Origin of the sequence: Nocardia yunnanensis (genome assembly GCF_003626895.1) — a bacterium.
Classification (GTDB): Bacteria; Actinomycetota; Actinomycetes; order Mycobacteriales; family Mycobacteriaceae; genus Nocardia; species Nocardia yunnanensis.
In genome coordinates this window covers 5297113-5313364 of record NZ_CP032568.1, presented here as the reverse complement: position 1 = coordinate 5313364, position 16252 = coordinate 5297113, and the positions used below count along the sequence as shown (strand labels likewise).

Annotated in this window: 15 protein-coding genes; 6 read left to right on the top strand and 9 right to left on the bottom strand. The window is 67.4% G+C overall.

Features of this window, described 5'->3' with window-relative positions:
- The first annotated feature begins 43 nt into the window (after nucleotides 1–43).
- A complete protein-coding gene (locus D7D52_RS25050; RefSeq protein ID WP_120740154.1) occupies nucleotides 44–526 on the top strand; it encodes a GtrA family protein in 483 nt (160 codons plus the stop codon).
- A gap of 25 nt (nucleotides 527–551) precedes the next feature.
- On the opposite strand, the gene D7D52_RS25045 is transcribed toward D7D52_RS25050, so the two are convergent.
- From D7D52_RS25045 to D7D52_RS25035, 3 genes are all read right to left on the bottom strand, one after another.
- Nucleotides 552–1169: a pyridoxamine 5'-phosphate oxidase family protein gene (locus D7D52_RS25045; RefSeq protein ID WP_120740152.1), complete on the bottom strand. Its 618-nt coding sequence runs from the start codon at nucleotides 1167–1169 to the stop codon at nucleotides 552–554.
- Nucleotides 1170–1588: 419 nt separating this feature from the next.
- The gene (locus tag D7D52_RS25040; protein WP_120740150.1) at nucleotides 1589–3820 is read right to left on the bottom strand and encodes a molybdopterin oxidoreductase family protein; all 2232 of its coding nucleotides are present in this window, start codon (nucleotides 3818–3820) and stop codon (nucleotides 1589–1591) included.
- A 193-nt stretch (nucleotides 3821–4013) separates the two neighbouring features.
- Nucleotides 4014–4478 carry a hypothetical protein gene (locus D7D52_RS25035; RefSeq protein ID WP_120744444.1) on the bottom strand — a complete coding sequence of 155 codons (465 nt, stop codon included), beginning with the start codon at nucleotides 4476–4478 and terminating at the stop codon, nucleotides 4014–4016.
- 349 nt (nucleotides 4479–4827) lie between these two features.
- Between D7D52_RS25035 and D7D52_RS25030 the strand changes: the two genes are divergently transcribed.
- Nucleotides 4828–5433, top strand: a complete 606-nt coding sequence (locus D7D52_RS25030; RefSeq protein ID WP_120744443.1) for a DUF4282 domain-containing protein — start codon at nucleotides 4828–4830, stop codon at nucleotides 5431–5433.
- 107 nt (nucleotides 5434–5540) lie between these two features.
- Nucleotides 5541–6413, top strand: a complete 873-nt coding sequence (locus D7D52_RS25025; protein WP_120740148.1) for a helix-turn-helix domain-containing protein — start codon at nucleotides 5541–5543, stop codon at nucleotides 6411–6413.
- Between the two features lie 8 nt (nucleotides 6414–6421).
- Here D7D52_RS25025 and D7D52_RS25020 read toward each other — a convergent pair whose 3' ends face one another.
- Entirely contained in the window at nucleotides 6422–6883 is a 462-nt protein-coding gene (locus tag D7D52_RS25020; RefSeq protein ID WP_120740146.1) for a MarR family transcriptional regulator, read from the bottom strand.
- Nucleotides 6884–6969: 86 nt separating this feature from the next.
- On the opposite strand from D7D52_RS25020, the gene D7D52_RS25015 reads away from it, so the two are divergent.
- Nucleotides 6970–8436, top strand: a complete 1467-nt coding sequence (locus tag D7D52_RS25015) for an MFS transporter (protein ID WP_246023278.1) — start codon at nucleotides 6970–6972, stop codon at nucleotides 8434–8436.
- A 190-nt stretch (nucleotides 8437–8626) separates the two neighbouring features.
- Here the strand turns inward: D7D52_RS25015 and D7D52_RS25010 are convergent, their stop codons facing one another.
- Together D7D52_RS25010 and rfbA are read right to left on the bottom strand one after the other, a co-directional pair.
- Complete coding sequence (locus tag D7D52_RS25010) at nucleotides 8627–9220, bottom strand: dTDP-4-dehydrorhamnose 3,5-epimerase family protein (protein WP_120740144.1); 594 nt, start codon at nucleotides 9218–9220, stop codon at nucleotides 8627–8629.
- Between the two features lie 3 nt (nucleotides 9221–9223).
- The gene (rfbA, locus tag D7D52_RS25005) at nucleotides 9224–10099 is read right to left on the bottom strand and encodes a glucose-1-phosphate thymidylyltransferase RfbA (protein WP_120740142.1); all 876 of its coding nucleotides are present in this window, start codon (nucleotides 10097–10099) and stop codon (nucleotides 9224–9226) included.
- Nucleotides 10100–10376: 277 nt separating this feature from the next.
- Here rfbA and D7D52_RS25000 point away from each other — a divergent pair, with 277 nt between their 5' ends.
- Nucleotides 10377–11363 carry an alpha/beta hydrolase gene (locus tag D7D52_RS25000; protein WP_246023277.1) on the top strand — a complete coding sequence of 329 codons (987 nt, stop codon included), beginning with the start codon at nucleotides 10377–10379 and terminating at the stop codon, nucleotides 11361–11363.
- Between the two features lie 144 nt (nucleotides 11364–11507).
- Here D7D52_RS25000 and D7D52_RS24995 read toward each other — a convergent pair whose 3' ends face one another.
- Complete coding sequence (locus tag D7D52_RS24995; protein ID WP_120740138.1) at nucleotides 11508–12230, bottom strand: DUF8020 domain-containing protein; 723 nt, start codon at nucleotides 12228–12230, stop codon at nucleotides 11508–11510.
- Nucleotides 12231–12667: 437 nt separating this feature from the next.
- Between D7D52_RS24995 and rfbB the strand changes: the two genes are divergently transcribed.
- On the top strand, nucleotides 12668–13672 hold the full coding sequence (gene rfbB / locus D7D52_RS24990; protein WP_120740136.1) for a dTDP-glucose 4,6-dehydratase: 1005 nt from the start codon (nucleotides 12668–12670) through the stop codon (nucleotides 13670–13672).
- Between the two features lie 8 nt (nucleotides 13673–13680).
- Here the strand turns inward: rfbB and D7D52_RS24985 are convergent, their stop codons facing one another.
- Nucleotides 13681–15261 carry a DUF2142 domain-containing protein gene (locus tag D7D52_RS24985; protein ID WP_120740133.1) on the bottom strand — a complete coding sequence of 527 codons (1581 nt, stop codon included), beginning with the start codon at nucleotides 15259–15261 and terminating at the stop codon, nucleotides 13681–13683.
- On the bottom strand, nucleotides 15258–16217 hold the full coding sequence (locus D7D52_RS24980) for a glycosyltransferase (protein ID WP_120740131.1): 960 nt from the start codon (nucleotides 16215–16217) through the stop codon (nucleotides 15258–15260). Before D7D52_RS24980 ends, D7D52_RS24985 begins: the two co-directional genes overlap by 4 nt.
- Nucleotides 16218–16252 lie beyond the last annotated feature (35 nt).

Below are 16252 nucleotides of genomic sequence, written 5' to 3'. Positions count from 1 at the left end.
GCATAGAGGCTACAGGGGATTACCGTCTCGAGGCTTGTGTCCTATGTCCCGGGCATTACTCTTCTGCCTTGTGACCGCGGAACCCCATCTGCCCCTCCCGCCCGAGCTGCCCCTCGTCGACGAACCGGGCGGTACGGACGTTGATCTCAAGACGCAGATCATTCGATTCGCGGTGACCGGCGGCCTGTCCGCCATCGTCGACTTCGGGCTGTACACGCTGCTGTTCCAGCTGGTCGGATTGCCGCTGCCGGTGGCCAAGTCGATCAGCTTCATCGCGGGCACGACCACGGCCTATCTGATCAATCGCCGCTGGACCTTCAAGGCGGAACCGAGCCGCAAGCGGTTCGTCGCGGTGATCGCGCTGTACGCGCTGACCTTCGCGCTGCAGGTCGGCATCAATCAGGTCTGCTATTACGCGCTGCCGGACGCGTGGTGGCGGATGTTCTTCGCGTTCTGCGTGGCGCAGGGCACGGCCACCGTGATCAACTTCATCGTGCAGCGCGCGGTGATCTTCAAGATCAAGTAGGCGCGGTTCGGGATTCGACCGCTCTTCAGGATTCGACGAGGGCGTTGTTCTCTTCCTTGGCCCGGAAGTAGTCACCGCCCTTGGCGCGCACATTGTCGGTGCCCCACTGGCGCAACTCGCGCTGGGCCGGCACCAGATGCGGAATGTGCTTGCGGCAGTGGATATAGGCCTCTTCCACATCGACCACCACCCAGCGTTCCGGAATCCGGCCGCGGGTGTCGGCGGGCAGGTCGGGCACGCAGCGGCGCATCAGCGCGTCGTCGACGATGCGCGCGGTGCCGTTGACGTGCAGCCCGATCAGGTCGTGCACGAAATCGATCATGAGAATCCCCACGTGGGGGTTTTCGAGAATGTTGCCGAGGCTGGCCATGACGCCATTGCCGCGATACTCCGGATACGCCACGGTGTGATCGTCGATCACGTGCAGGAAGCCGGGCTTGCCGGCGCGGAAGCTGGCATCGCATTCGCCGTGCTTGTCGGAGGTCGCGATGAACGCCATATCCATCCGGCGGATGAAATCGATCATGTGGGCATTGAGGCGATCCCGCACTTGATCGTCGTAGAAGCGCTGTGCCCGTTCCTCGGTCGCGTAACGCTCCTGCAGTTCCCGTTCGCCGTCGCTGCCGTTTCTGATACCTGGCATCGTGCGCCGCCTTTGGTAGCTGAATACCGGATGAAAGAGGCTCGGCCACGAGCTTCGGCCATCCGAAATCCTATACGGTTGAACTATTTTCGTGGGGCGAATGCGTGAACCGGCGGATCGGTCCTGGTGAGGACTTTCACGATGGCTGCCGGACAAACCTTCCCGAGCGAGGATCCTCCCGGACGGAAGTGTTCACAAGGGACCTTCGTCCCTTAGCTGCGGGGATGCTACTGGCGGTACCGGGGCGCGGGTCTGCGAGATCCCCACGGGGCGCGAGGATTTCGCATTCCTGCTTTGTCCATTTTGCGGAGTTTCATCCCGCGCGGCACGGCCGTCATCCCCCTAGGTGGCGGCGATCTTCGGTACTCGAAACCTAAATACCGAAAGGTCTTTAATCATCGGGGAATTCGACCGCCTTCTCACGCGCGCGTGAGCGTCACCGGCACGCCATTGAAGACGGCATTCCCGGACGGCACATCCACCAGCGAATCATCGGTCAACACATTGGCGTTCACGCCCGCGTGCGCCCGCGCCACCGTCTGCGTGCTGTCGCCGTGTCCCCAGCCGTGCGGCAGGCTCACCACGCCCGGCATGATGTCCTCGGTCGGTTCCAGTTCCACCGTCACCGTGCCCGCCGCCGACTTCACCACCGCCAGCCCGTCGAGCCCCAGCCGGGCCGCGTCGTCCGGATGAATGTGCAGCGTGCAGCGATTCGACCCGCCGACCAGGGGCGGCACATTGTGCAGCCAGCTGTTGTTGGAGCGCAGCTGCCGCCGCCCGACCAGCACCAGCTCCGGCTGCTCGGCCCGCGCCCGCGCGCGCAGCCGGGCCAGATCGGCCAGCATCTCGGCGGGCGCCAGCTCCACCTTGCGGGAGGCGGTGCGCAGCACGCCCGGCAGCCGCGGCTCCAGCGGGCCCAGATCGATGCCGTGCGGATTGTCCAGCAGCACTTGCAAGTTCAGCTTGCCGCGCCAGTCGCTGCCCGCCTCGGGTTCCGACGCCCACTCGCCGAAGGGGCCCAGGCGCAGCATCAGGTCCAGGCGCTGCTCGGTGGTGTCCGTGCCGCGCAGCTCGCCGCGCCTATCCGCCATCCCGGCCTTGTGCAGGGTGCCCGCGATGACGATCTCGTCGACCACCGTGAGCGGATCCAGCCCCGGCAAGCGCGGGGAGGCGGAGCGGGGTTCTTGCCCGGAGACGGCCAGCGCCAGCCGCGCCAGCACCTCCGCCTCCGACATCTCGCCCGCGCCCAGCGGCACCAGCGGCCGCGAGTACCGCGCGTAGTTGTGCACGGCGAAGTTGAGCAGCGCGAAATCGTAGTGCGGCGACTGCAGAATCCGCGGCGGCGGCAGAATGACATCCGCGTGCCGGGTGGTCTCGTTGAGGTAGCGGTCCACGCTGACCATGAACTCCAGTCCCGCGAACGCCTCGTCCAGGCGCGCCCCGCTGGGCGCCGACAGCACCGGATTGCCGGCCACCGTCACCATGGCCCGGATCTGCCCGTCGCCGGGCGTGCGGATCTCGTCGGCGAGCGTGGCGACCGGCAATTCGCCCATGGCCTCGGGCAATCCGCGCACCCGGCTGCCCCAGCGCCCGGTCCGGAACGGCCGCGACCGCACGATGCCCAGCGCCGCCCCGGTCGCGAACATCGCCCCGCCGGGTGTGTCCAGGTTGCCGGTGAGCACGTTGATCACGTCCACCAGCCACTGGGTGAGCGTCCCGAATTCCGCGGTGCACGTACCGATTCGGGCGTACACGGCGGCGGTGGGCGCGGCGGCCAGCTCCCGCGCGATCCGCACGATGGTCTCGGCGGCCACCCCGCTGCGCGCCGCCGCCAGATCGGGGGTGAACTCGGCCGCCGCGGCGCGTACGTCGTCCAACCCGTTCACCTCCACCCGGACCGTCACCAGGTTCTCCGCGAACAGCGTGTGCACGATGCCGAACAGCAGGTAGGCGTCACTGCCGGGCCGCACGAACAGATGCTCGTCGGCCAGCTTGGCGGTGCGGGTGCGCCGCGGATCCACCACCACCAGCCGGCCGCCGCGCTTGCGCAGCGCCTTCAACCGGCCCGGGAAATCCGGTGCGGTGCACAGTGATCCATTGGATTCCAGCGGGTTCGCGCCCAGCATCAGCAGATAGTCGGTGCGGTCCAGGTCCGGGACCGGCACGGTGAGCGGGTCGCCGAACAGCAGCCCGCTCGACACCTGCTTGGGCATCTGGTCGGCGGTGCTGGCGGAGAACAGATTGCGGGTGCCCAGCGCGCGGATCAGCAGCGGCGCGTACAGCGCCCCGGCGACGGTGTGGGCGTTCGGATTCCCCAGGTACAGCCCGACCGCCTGATTGCCGTGCGCGGCGGTGATCCGCGGCAGCCGCTCCCGGATCACCGTGAACGCCTCGTCCCACTCGACCGTTCGCCAGGCGCCGGTGGCGCGGTCGCGAATCATGGGCCCGGTCAGCCGATCCGGATCACCGTCGAGATGGCCGAGGGTCGCGCCCTTGGGGCACAGGAAGCCCCGGCTGAAGGGGTCCGCCTGATCGCCGCGCACCGAGGTGATGCGGTCGTCGCTGTCCAGGGTGAGCTCGAGGCCGCACACCGCTTCGCAGAGCGGGCAGGTGCGCAACAGTGTCCGGGGGCTGTCCGTGACGTGGGTCATACCTCATGATCGCCCGCGGGCGGACCGGACGAAACACCCGGCCTCGACTCGGAATCGGCGGAGTTCGCCACGACCGGACAGGCTGGCGTTATGTCCGTTATCTCTGAATTTGCAACGTTTCGAAGTGGATACGACGAAACCCGCGAGCGCCGGGGTGCACTCGCGGGTTTCGGATCGGTATTCGAACTGGGTATCAGGAAGCGATACGGGTCGCCTTCTGCGCACCCTTGGCCGCCGCGCGCACGGCGGCGGCGATGGCCACCACCGGCGGGACCCAGCGGGCCTCGTGCGGGGCGACGCCCCAGCACGCCGCACCGGCGGACAGCTTGCTCGGCGGCAGCGGGATGCCCGCGCCGTCGGTGTGGACGATCACGCCGGCCGCCCGCAGCGCCTCGATGGCGCGGGTGGCCTTGCGCAGGCCGGTCACCAGGTGGATCTCGCGGCGCTCGGCGCTCGGGATCTCGATGACCGGGCCGGTCAGGTCATTGGCGCGCAGGTAGCGACGCACGAACGCGGCGGTGTCGCCGGTGACCTCGATGCCCGAAATCTCCTCGTCGGTGACCAGGCAGATGCCATTGGCGGTTTCGGCGACCGTCCAGCCGCGCCGGATGTATTCCTGCGCGGATTCCGCAACGGCTGACGAAAACGTCGTACGCACTGGATTCTCCATTCCCCGGTAGATCTGGTTCCTGCTCTGTGCGTCGTATCGGCGCGAGGCGTTCGGGTCGTTACACACCCTTTTCCACCAAAGGTCCGGTTCCGTCGCAGAATGTCGGGTGTCCGGTCCGTTTTGACCCTTTAGTGACGTTGTCGCAGCGGTGACGCGCCGGGGTGGTGGCGGTTCTGCCTGCGCCGATGCCGTCAAGGCCGCTGGCGGCCGGTTGTGGCCACGAACCGGCACGATGGCCGAACGTGTTCTACAACACACTGTCTCGGACTGTGCTGCCCCCGCGTTACCGGCGAGACTGGACGCGCCGAAAAGGTCTGTGGGAGAGGAGATCGTCGGCATGGCCGAGCACGCGGGCGGGAACACGGATCGATCGGGCGGCGAGACCGCCGCACTCGGGGAACTCGACGACGACGAGATCATCGCCGAGGGCCGCTGGGCCGCCTTCAAGGAGTCCGCGACGCGCCGCATATCCCGGCGCATCGCCGCGGACGAGGAGGTCGAGGAGCCGGTCGAACCCTTCTCCAGCCCAAGCGCATTCGGTTCCTGGAGTGTGGACGCCGCGCGCGCCCTGCTCGACGTCCAATTCCACCGCGCCGCCACCCGCACCCTGCTGCCGCTGGCGTATCTGCTCGGGCTGGCGGGCGCCTGCGCCGTCCCGATCGTGGGAACCGTACTGCTGTGGCGGGTTTCGGCCTGGCTGGGCATCGTGTTCGCGGTGGTGTTCGCGCTCCCGCTGGGTCTGGTGATCGCCGCGACCGTGCGCCTGCTGCTGGAATTCGTGCTCAACGCCTCCCGGCTGGCCGCGCGGGTCTCCCATATCTCCGATATGGCCGACGATCTCTTCCAGGCGCTCTCGGATGTCGCGGAGCCGGTCAACCAGCTCTCGAAAGATGTTCAGGCCGTGCAGTTCTGGCGGTTCCGCAAGCGTTCGCCGCGGAAGTAGCCTGGCCGAAAGGCCGCCATCCTATCCATCCGGCCGCGCCCCGCGTCCATGGATCGCTGAGTTTTCCTGTGCAACAATGCGATCGCAACACTGGTATAGGGGGACGTATGGCTCTACCGCAGGGGATCACCGGATCGACCGTGCCGCGCCGGCAACTCGGCCGGCACCTTCGCGACCTGCGCAATCGCGCGCGGATGACGACACGGGTGGCCGCGCAGCGCCTGGAATGGTCCGAGGCCAAGATCTGGCGCATCGAAACCGGTCAGACCTCGTTGCGCAGCCTGGATGTGGAGGCCATGTGCCGCATCTACGGTGCGCCCGAGGACGCCATCGAACCGCTCACCTCGCTGGCGCGCGAAACCAAGGCGCGCGGCTGGTGGACCGAGTTCAGCGACGTGATCGATGAGGGCTACGAGGTCTACATCGGTCTCGAGGAGGCCGCGAGCCGGCTCACCAGCTACGAGAACGAGCTGGTCCCGGGGCTTTTGCAGACCGAGCAGTACTACCGGGCGGTGCTGTCGGGGGCGTATCCGGGCATCTCGCCCGAGCAGCTGGCTCGCCGGGTGCGGGTGCGCACCGCGCGGCAGTCGCTGCTCACCCGGTCGGATGCGCCGCTGCAGCTGGACGTGGTGATCGCCGAGGCGGTGCTGTGGCATCGCGTCGGCGGTGACGAGGTGACCCGTGGGCAGCTGGAACGGCTGCGCGCGCTGGCCGAACTGCCCAATGTCCGGCTGCGCCTGCTGCCGGTGGAATGCGGCTACCACCACGGCATGGATGCCGGTCGGTTCGTATTGCTCGAATTCCCCACCGCCGCAGGCGAACCCACCGAACCGCCGGTGGTCTATGTGGAAGCCCTCACCGGCTCGTCCTACCTGGACAAGGAGCACGAGGTGGAGCGCTACCGCGAGGCCGTCGCGGCGGTGAATTCCATTGCCGTGGACGCGCTTCCGGTGATCGACTCACTGCGCGCGGCGGTGTAGGCCCGCGGTCAGAGAATCGGCATCGCGGGCGCGCCCAGGCTCTGGGCGAGCACCTCGCGGTGCGTGGGCGCGGCCTGCTTGTGCAGTTCGCGCCCTTTGTCCGTGACGCACACGAAGATGGCGCGCCGATCCTCGGTGCACAGCGTCCGGTCCACCAGTCCGTCGCGCTCCAGCCGCGCCACCGTGCGCGAGAGCGCGCTCTGACTGAGGTAGATCTCATTGGCCAGATCGCTCATCTTGCAGCTGTCGCTGCCGGATTCCACGAGGCGGTCGAGGGTTTCGAATTCGCTCAGCCCGATGTGATGGCGGCCTTGCAGTTCTTTTTCGAGAGCGCACGAGGTCGTCGCGTGCCGGGCGAGCAGATCGCGCCATTGATCGACCAGTCCTGCGGGTTCCGTCTGCTGGAGCGACGTCACCGCGGACCGTTCGACAGCGCTCCCCCACTCGGCGCTTGCTGTCGGCTTCGGCATGCGGCCATCCTAGTTCGTCGCAGCAACTCATGCAACCGCATTAAATGCTTGTGCATTTGATGCGCACGCATGTAGTGTCCTCTCTCGTGACTTCCACCGAGACCCGCCCCGCAGTGAGCACCGCGGCCGATTCCACCCAGTGGACCGGCCGGCTCTGGGGCATGCTCATCACCCTGTGCATCGTGCTGTTCCTCGACGGCCTCGACGTGTCGATGATCGGCGTCGCACTGCCCTCCATCGGTACCGAACTCCACATTCAGACCTCGACCCTGCAGTGGCTGGTCAGCGGATACGTGCTCGGCTACGGCGGCCTGCTGCTGCTGGGCGGCCGCACCGCCGATCTGCTGGGCCGCCGCAAGGTCTTCCTCATCGCCCTCGCGGTCTTCGCGATCGCTTCCCTCGCAGGCGCTTTGGTGAGTTCCCCGGCCCTGCTCATCCTGACCCGCTTCGTGAAGGGTCTGGCCGCCGCGTTCACCGCGCCCACCGGCCTGTCCATCATCACCACCAACTTCGCCGAGGGCCCCGCCCGCAACAAGGCGCTGTCCATCTACACCGTGTTCGGCGCGGGCGGCTACTCCATGGGCCTGCTGTTCGGCGGCCTGATGACCGGCCTCGGCTGGCGCTGGACCTTCCTGCTGCCCGTCCCGGTCGCGCTGGCCGCGCTGGTCTCCGCGTATTTCCTTGTCCCCAAGGACAAGCCGGCCGAGGAGGGCGGCCACGATCTGATCGGCGCGCTGCTGTCCACCGCCACCATGCTGCTGCTGGTCTACACCGTGGTCTCCGCGCCGCAGGCCGGCTGGGGCTCGGCGCGCACCATCGGCTCGTTCGTCGCGGTGGCCGTGCTGGGTGCGGCGTTCGTCTACGCCGAGAGCCAGGTCAAGTACCCGCTGGTGCGCCTGGGCATTCTGCGCAAGCCCACCCTGGTCCGGGCCAGCCTGGCCATCATCGCGGTCGCCGGCTCGTACTTCAGCTGGCAGTTCATCACCACCCTGTACCTGCAGGACACCCTGGGCTGGTCGCCGCTGAAGCTGTCGATGGCGCTGCTGCCGGTCGGTCTGCTGGTGGTCGCCTCGGCCTTCGTCTCCGACAAGCTCGTCGACCGCTTCGGCACCGGCCCGATCATCGCGATCACCATGGTGGTCATGGCCGTGGGCTACCTGCTGTACCTGCGCATCGACACCGCGCCGGGCTACCTGACCGTGCTGCTGCCCGCGGTGCTGCTGGTCGGCATCGGCTGGGTCGGCTTCCCAGCCATCAACATTCAGGCCACCAGCGGTATCGAGGACGACGAACAGGGCCTGGCGGCCGGTGTGCTGCAGACCGCCATGCAGGTCGGCGCGGCCATCGTGCTCGCGGTGACCACCGCCATCGTCACCTCCGCCGCACCGAGCGAGACCACCCCGCAGGCGATGCTCGACACCTACCGTCCCGGCCTGGAATTCGCCGCCGGTGTGTCGATCGTCGGCGCCCTGGTCGCCCTGACCGTGTTCCTCCCCAGGCTGCGGGCACGCCGCCAGGCAGCCCGTGAGGTGGAGGTCGAACTGGTCGGTTAGGCCCTCGCCGGCCGGTCCCGCCGCTCACACGGGACCAGCCGTTCACCCGAAAATGGCTGAGGCGAATCGCGATTGCGATGCGCCTCAGCTGCGTGACAACTGATTTCGTGAGGATTGGGTAACTCGCCGGGGACGTCCAGAATCGGTTCGGTAGGTGACGGAGGCCCGGGTGCGATACAGACGACGGCTCTCAGTTGGCCGCTGAAGTTCCGGGGAGGCGGGACAGCAGCTTCAGATCGGCGAGCCGGGGGGCCGCCGCGTCCTTGTCGGAGCGAATGAAGGTCAGCGTTTCGCCGTTGCGTCCGACCGTCGGCCATTCGATCCCCAGTTCCGGGTCGAAAGCGTCCAGATCCCGGTCGAATTCGGGGGCGTATTCCAGCGAGCACAGATAATTGACCGTGGAGTCGTCCTCCAGCGACAGCAGCGCATGCCCCAGCCCCTCGGCCAGGAACACGGCCTTGCGTTCCACATCGTCGATCACCACCGCGTCCCACTTCCCGAAGGTCGGGGAGTCGCGGCGCAGATCCACCACCACGTCCAGGAACGCGCCCCGCACGCAGGTCACGTATTTGGCTTGGCCGGGCGGATTCTCGGTGTAGTGGATGCCGCGCAGCACGCCCGCGGCGGAGGTGGAGATATTGACCTGCAGCAGATCGAAGGGCCGGCCCACCGCCTTCTCGAATTCCGAGGCCTTGAACGACTCGTAGAAGACGCCCCGAGCGTCCCCGAACTGCCGGGGCGTGAACTCCCACGCGCCCGGCACCGACAGTTCTCGAATCCGCATGCCTTACTCCCAGGTTCGCCCGTGGTCCAGCAGGCCCAGCAGGTATTTTCCGTAACCGGAGCGCTCCAGCGGTGCGGCCAGCTCGGTCAGTTGGTCGTCGTCGATGAAACCCAGTCGCCAGGCCACCTCTTCGGGTACCCCGATCTTGAGGCCCTGTCGCTCCTCGATGGTGCGCACGTAATTGGCGGCGTCCAGCAGGGAGTCGAAGGTGCCGGTGTCGAGCCACGCGGTGCCGCGAGCCAGCACCTGCACGTGCAGGCGGCCCTGTTCCAGGTAGGCGCGGTTGATATCGGTGATCTCGTATTCGCCGCGGTCGGACGGTTTCAGGTCGCGGGCGATGGCGAGCACGTCGTTGTCGTAGAAGTACAGCCCCGGGATCGCGTAGTTGGAGCGCGGCCGCGTGGGCTTCTCCTCGATGGAAATGGCCCGCCCCTGATCGAATTCGACGACGCCGTAGGCGGTCGGGTCCGACACCCGGTAGGCGAACACCGCCCCGCCGTCGAGATCGTGGAACTTCTGCAACCGGGTACCGAGGCCGGGACCGTGGAAGATGTTGTCGCCCAGCACCAGTGCGGCGGTGTCGGTGCCGATGTGATCGGCGCCGAGCACGAACGCGCGGGCCAGGCCATCGGGTTCGGGTTGCACCACATAGGAGATGGAGACGCCGAAGCGGCTGCCGTCACCGAGCAGCCGGGCGAAGGCGTCGCTGTCCTCGGGGGTGGTGATCACCAGGATGTCCCGGATCCCCGCCAGCATGAGGGTGCACAGGGGGTAGTACACCATCGGTTTGTCGTACACCGGGACCAGCTGTTTGCTCACCCCGCGCGTGATCGGGTGCAACCGTGATCCGGTGCCCCCGGCCAGGATGATTCCGCGCATGTCACGAGAGTCTGCCAGTTCGATCGCGGACCGCGGCGGCCAGGTTCCGAGTGGACTTCGAATCGATCACGGCGGTTTGCCGTCATGCCGGATTGGCGATTCCTGTTGCGTAGGTCACGTACTCATGGTGTTCTGAAATAACACTATGTGAGATGTCAGCGCCGACTCTCGCGCGCCGGGTGCCGAGCCCCTCCGACCACGGAAGCATCGGTCTCCCCGGACGATTGGCTCGGCGCGCCAACAACGAGGTAGGTGCGCGATGGCTCACGACTGGCCTGTGGACACAACAGCCGATCCCCTCTCTGTCCAGAATCCGAATCGGACCAGTGCCGCCGCCCGCGCGCTGACCGTCGTCGCCCGCACCATGATCCGGCCCATGGGCGAACTGATGCCCGTCACCGTCGGGGCCATGCCGGCCATCAACACCGTCATCAACAGCCTGGCCAAACTGCGGCCCGCCCCCGGCGGGGTGGAACGGGAACAGGTGCGGCTCAACGGCTTCCGCATGGAGATCGTCCGGCCGGCCGGGGCGAGCAAATCGCTGCGCGACGGCGCGGTGCTCTACATGCACGGCGGCGGTTTCTTCCTCTGCGGGCTCGATACCCACCGGCCCGTGGTGGCCGCGCTGGCCCGGCGCACCGGATTGCCGGTGGTCAGCGTGGAATACCGGCAGCTGCCCGCGACCGATATCGCGGGCTCGGTGACCGACTGCCTGACCGCCTACACCTGGCTGCTGGCGCACGGCGCCCCGGCCGCGCGCATCGTGTTCGCGGGCGACTCCGCCGGCGGTTACATGACCTTCGCGACCGCGCTGCGCGCCCGCGACAACGGTCTGCCCGTGCCCGCCGGACTCGTCGGACTGTGTCCCGCACTGGATCTGGACTGCACCGAGAAGCGCAACCACCCCAACTATCGGCGTGACGCGCTGATCCCGCTGTCCGCGCTGGAGTCGGTGGTCAAGCTGGGCGCGCTCGTCGACGGGCGGCTGGATCCCCAGCTCTCACCGGTCAATGCCCGGCTGGCCGGGCTGCCGCCCGCCCTGCTCATCGTCGCCGAGGACGAGGTGCTGCGCCACGACAGCGAGATCATGGCCCAGCGGCTGGCGCAATCGGGTGTGCCCGCGACGCTGGAGATCTGGCGCGGCCAGGTGCACGCGTTCATGGCCATCTTCCCCAACATGCCCGAGAGCCGGGCGGCCCTGGCGCATGTGGCGCGCTTCGTCCGCGAACGCATCGAAGCCGCGGAAATCGCGCGCACTGCTTGATCACTCGCGCACTGCTTGATTGATGATGTGGGGCTCGGAGAGTCTGGCTTCGGGCCCCACATCTACTCCCGCACAAGGGCTTCGAACAGGCGAAACCCCCGCCCGGCTGATCCGGGCGGGGGTTTCGACGCTGCAGACCGAGTCCTACTTGGACTGGATGTGCGGCTCGTTGATGGTGGAGAAGTACTGGATCGCGGCGGCGATGGCCACCGGCGCGGTCACGAACAGCTGGCCGGCCAGGGTGCCCAGGAAGCCGATCGCGGCCATGCCACCGAGGCAGCCGAGGATGCCCGCGGGAACCAGCGGACCGAACAGGCCGACGATCGCGGCCGCGGCAGCGCCGGCGCCGACGATGCCGCCGAGCACGCAGCCCAGGCCGGCGCCGCCGATGCCACCGACCAGGGTGCCGATGGTGGCACCGGTGGAGATGGTGTCCTTCATGCGGTTCCAGGCGGCCTGCTCACGGTCGTAGTCCGACTTCCAGGGAGCCTGGTCCTCGTACGGCAGGGCGACGTCCTTGACGTTCTCCGGGGTGTACTTCGCGTGGTCCATGTCGACCTGCGGGGTCAGGGTCGCGGTGTTGCCGGAGATGTCCGCGGCGACCGGGAAGGTGAAGTCGTCCACCTTCAGCTGCAGGGGCACACCCGCCACCACATTGCCGTTGGCGGCCTTGATCTCGAAGTTGCCGTTCTCGACGACCAGCGAACCGGCATCCGTACGGATGATCGCGTTGGTGTCGGTGGTGGTGGCGGTGTAGTTGATCGGCGCGTTGGCGTCGGTGGCCGGGGCCGCGTTGACGGTGCCGGCGGTGACGGCCACAGCAGCGGTCACCAGCGCCGCGGTAGCGGCAAACTTCCTCATCAGCATGTTGTTAGAAACCTCATCGAAGAGCTCGGGGGGACAACACGAATCGAAATGGAGGACAGCTAACGAGCGGTGAACCCATCGTGACCGTTCGTTCAAATTTTGTTCACCATCACGATCGTGCGGTCTGCAAGGTAGTGGAAACGCCCTGCATGGGAAAGGGTTTCAATCAGATATTTCATCTGCCTGATCGTTACCGAAAGGCTCTGCTGTGATGAAGGTCACACTGCTCGCCGGGAAAGTCGCGATCATTCGCGGGTGAATGTCGCGTTGAGAACACGAAATTACGACATTTCGCCTCGGACTCCGGCTTTCGATTAAGTACATATGTTTCAACCGGATGTCCGATTCCGCTCACACCGGTGGCCCGGCCGGTGTAGTGGCCGCAACTTCCGCGGCCGCACGACGGCGTTCATCCCCGTCCACGTAATGTTTCGGCTGTGCGACTGCTCGTAACCGGAGGCGCCGGCTTCATCGGCGCGAACTTCGTCCATCAGACCGTGACCCAGCGCCCCGGCGTGCACGTCACCGTGCTGGACAAACTCACCTACGCGGGCAACCGCGCCTCGCTCGACCCGGTCGCGGAGCGCATCGAGTTCGTGCATGGCGACATCGCCGACACCGCCTTGGTCGACCGCTTGGTAGGTGGCGTGGACGCGGTCGTGCATTTCGCCGCCGAATCACACAATGACAATTCGCTCGCCGACCCCTGGCCGTTTGTCCAGACCAATATCGTCGGCACCTATTCGCTGCTGCAGGCCGTGCGCCGCCACCAGGTGCGCTATCACCACATCTCCACCGACGAGGTGTACGGCGATCTGGAACTCGACGACCCCAAGGCATTCGACGAGAGCACGCCCTACAACCCGTCGAGTCCCTATTCCGCGAGTAAGGCGTCGAGCGACATGCTGGTGCGCGCCTGGGTGCGTTCGTTCGGCGTGCGGGCCACGATCTCCAACTGCTCCAACAACTATGGGCCCTACCAGCATGTGGAGAAGTTCATCCCGCGCCAGATCACCAATCTCATCGACGGGGTCCGGCCGCGGCTCTACGGCAGCGGCCATCAGGTGCGCGATTGGATTCACGTCGAGGATCACAACAGCGCGGTCTGGGAGATCCTCGAGCGCGGGCGCATCGGGCAGACCTATCTCATCGGCGCGGACGGCGAGCGCGACAACCGGTCCGTGGTGGAGTTGATCCTGGCGGCCTTCGGCCGGTCACCCGACGATTTCGACCACGTCACCGATCGGCCGGGGCACGATCTGCGCTACGCCATCGACGCCTCGCTGCTGCGCACCGAACTCGGCTGGGAACCGCGCTACCGCGACTTCCGGCAGGGCCTCGACGCCACCATCGGCTGGTATCGGGACAACGAATCCTGGTGGCGGCCACAGAAAGCCGCCACCGAATCCGCGTATGTCGCCGCCGGGGAACGGGTGCTCTAGCGGAACCCTCAGCCCCAGACCACGGTGCTGTACTTGATCACCGCCGCGATCAGCGCGACGGTGGTCGCGCCCACCACGGTGAACACCATGCCGCGCATCGGAACCCGGCCCGCGGCATCGGTGAGCCGCAGCGGCAGCCAGCGCAGCAGCACCGCCAGGGCCAGCACCGCCAAGGGCACGAAGTAGCGGCCCTGCACGCCGTCGATGATGAAGTAGCCGACCGGCGTGAAGGACATGTAGAGGGTCACGTAGATCATCGCCACGCTCGCGGCGACGGCCGCCAGCACCAGCCAGGTCCGGGTCCGGTTCGCCGCCAGGGGCGAGAAGCGTTCCGCCGCACCGATGCTCATGATGAAGGCCAGGACGCACGCCAGGATGGTGAGCGCCGGCACCTCGACGTAGGAGAAGCCGAGCGCGCCGAAGAACTGGGTGAACCAGAGCTGATCGCGGCGGGCGATGGAGTCGCCGAACACCCGGACGAAATGCAGGGGATCGGTGAGAATGCCGTGCAACTGATCGCCCGGCCGGACATTGCCCCAATCCTTCTGGGGGCGCATGAGACTCATGCCGTCACCGGTCGGCGCGGCGATCTTCATCCATACCGCGAACGCGATCGCGCCGACGGCCGCGGCCGCCCACGGCAGCGCGCGCCGCCACCACGCGACCCGCTCGGCGTCGGAACCGGCGGCGCCGAAACCGAAGCGGCGCGCCGGAATCAGCACGATCAGCATGGCGATGATGACGTAGGTCGGCTTGCACACCGGCAGCAGCACGGTTGTCGCGAGCGCGGCCACGGTCTCCGGCTTCGACAGCCGCTCACCCAGGAACAGGCCCTTGACCACCAGGGCCGACAGCAGCATCGCCAGCGCGTTGGTGACGGTGTCCGCGGTGACGGTCCCGGCCTGGAACAGCGCGATCGGGAGCACCGCGACGGTGAAGGCCAGCCACTGCACCCGGTGCCCGCGCAGCACGCGCAGCGCGAAGCCGACGATCACCAGGTAGGCGAGCAGTCCGGCCCAGCGGGTCGCCAGCACCATGCCGCCGACATTCAGATCGAGGGCCTCGGCGAGGCGAATGCCCACCGCGGGCGGCAGATACGGAATCGGCGAGTAGGCCGCGGTATTGGTGAACCACACCGGCTTGGTCTGCGCGGAGACCGCCGCGCCGCCGAGGGCGTCGTAGGCGTGCGGGTCGGCCACCATCGGCTCCGGCTCGTCCGGATTGTTGGTGTAGTCGTCCATGGCGTAGCCCATGAGCGCGTCGATGCTCACCGGCACGTCGCCGCCCCATGCCGGACCGCGGTCGTCGTGGATCTTCTCGGGCAGGAAGCCGCCGTGCGCGACCTGGTAGGCGCGCCCGAACTGGGTGACCTCGTCGTGGCCCCAGAACGGCGGCGTCAGCACCGACCACACCGCGCCGAAGATGCCCGCGATGAGCACGAAAGTCAGTGCGGCCGAACCGAACCGCCGCTCGATGCCGATGACGGCGCGGCGCGGGCCGGTTGTCGCGGCGGGCGCGGGGGCCGGCTCCGGCGCGGCGAGGGCGGGACGTTCCTGTTCGGTGACCACGGTGTCCGTCTCCGCCGTCATCGCACCGAACCGGCCGGATGGTCCGCGCCGACCGCCGCATAGCGCAGGTACATCAGCCGCGCCGCTTCGTGCCGGGAACGCCGGATGCCGTCCAGGATCAGACCGGCGGTCCAGGCCAGGCTGCCCAGCAGCAGCAAGGTGAATCCGAGGAACAGCGTGGGGAAGCGCGGGACGGTGTGGGTCTGATAGAACTCGATCACTATCGGCGTGATCAGGATGACCGAGACGAGCCAGGCCAGCGTGCCGAACAGCCCGTAGAAGGCGACCGGTCGCTCGTGCCGCGCCAGGCCGATGATCAACCGCAGGATCTTGAAGCCGTCGCTGTAGGTGCGCAGCTTGGATTCGCTGCCCGCGGGCCGATCTCGGAAACCGACCGGCACGGCGGTCTGCGGGACGCCCAGATGCTGGGAGTGCACGGTCAGTTCGGTCTCGATCTCGAACTCCCGCGACACCGCGGGGAAGGACTTCACGAAGCGGCGGGAGAAGACCCGGTAACCGCTGAGCATGTCCTCGACGTTCTCGCCGAAGACCTTGCCCACCACGCCATTGAGCACCTTGTTACCGGTCTCGTGGCCCGCGCGGTAGGCCGATCCGGCCTCGACCTCGCGGCGCACGCCCAGCACGTGGTCGTAGGGGCCCTCGACCAGGGCCTTGATCATCTCCGGGGCCGCGGCCGCGTCGTAGGTGTCGTCGCCGTCGACCATGAGGTACACGTCGGCCTCGATGTCGGCGAAGGCGCGGCGCACCACATTGCCCTTGCCCTTGCGGTTCTCGGTGCGCACGATCGCCCCGGCCGCGCGCGCCTTCTCGGCGGTGGCGTCGGTGCTCAGGTTGTCGTAGACATAGACGACAATGCCCGGGACGGCGGCCTTCAGGTCGGTCACGACCTTCGCGACGGCGGCCTCTTCGTTGTGGCACGGCACAATGGCGGCAATACGAAGCTCGGTGGAGTCCACCCGGTCAATCCTCTGATCGGAGGCGAATATGAACA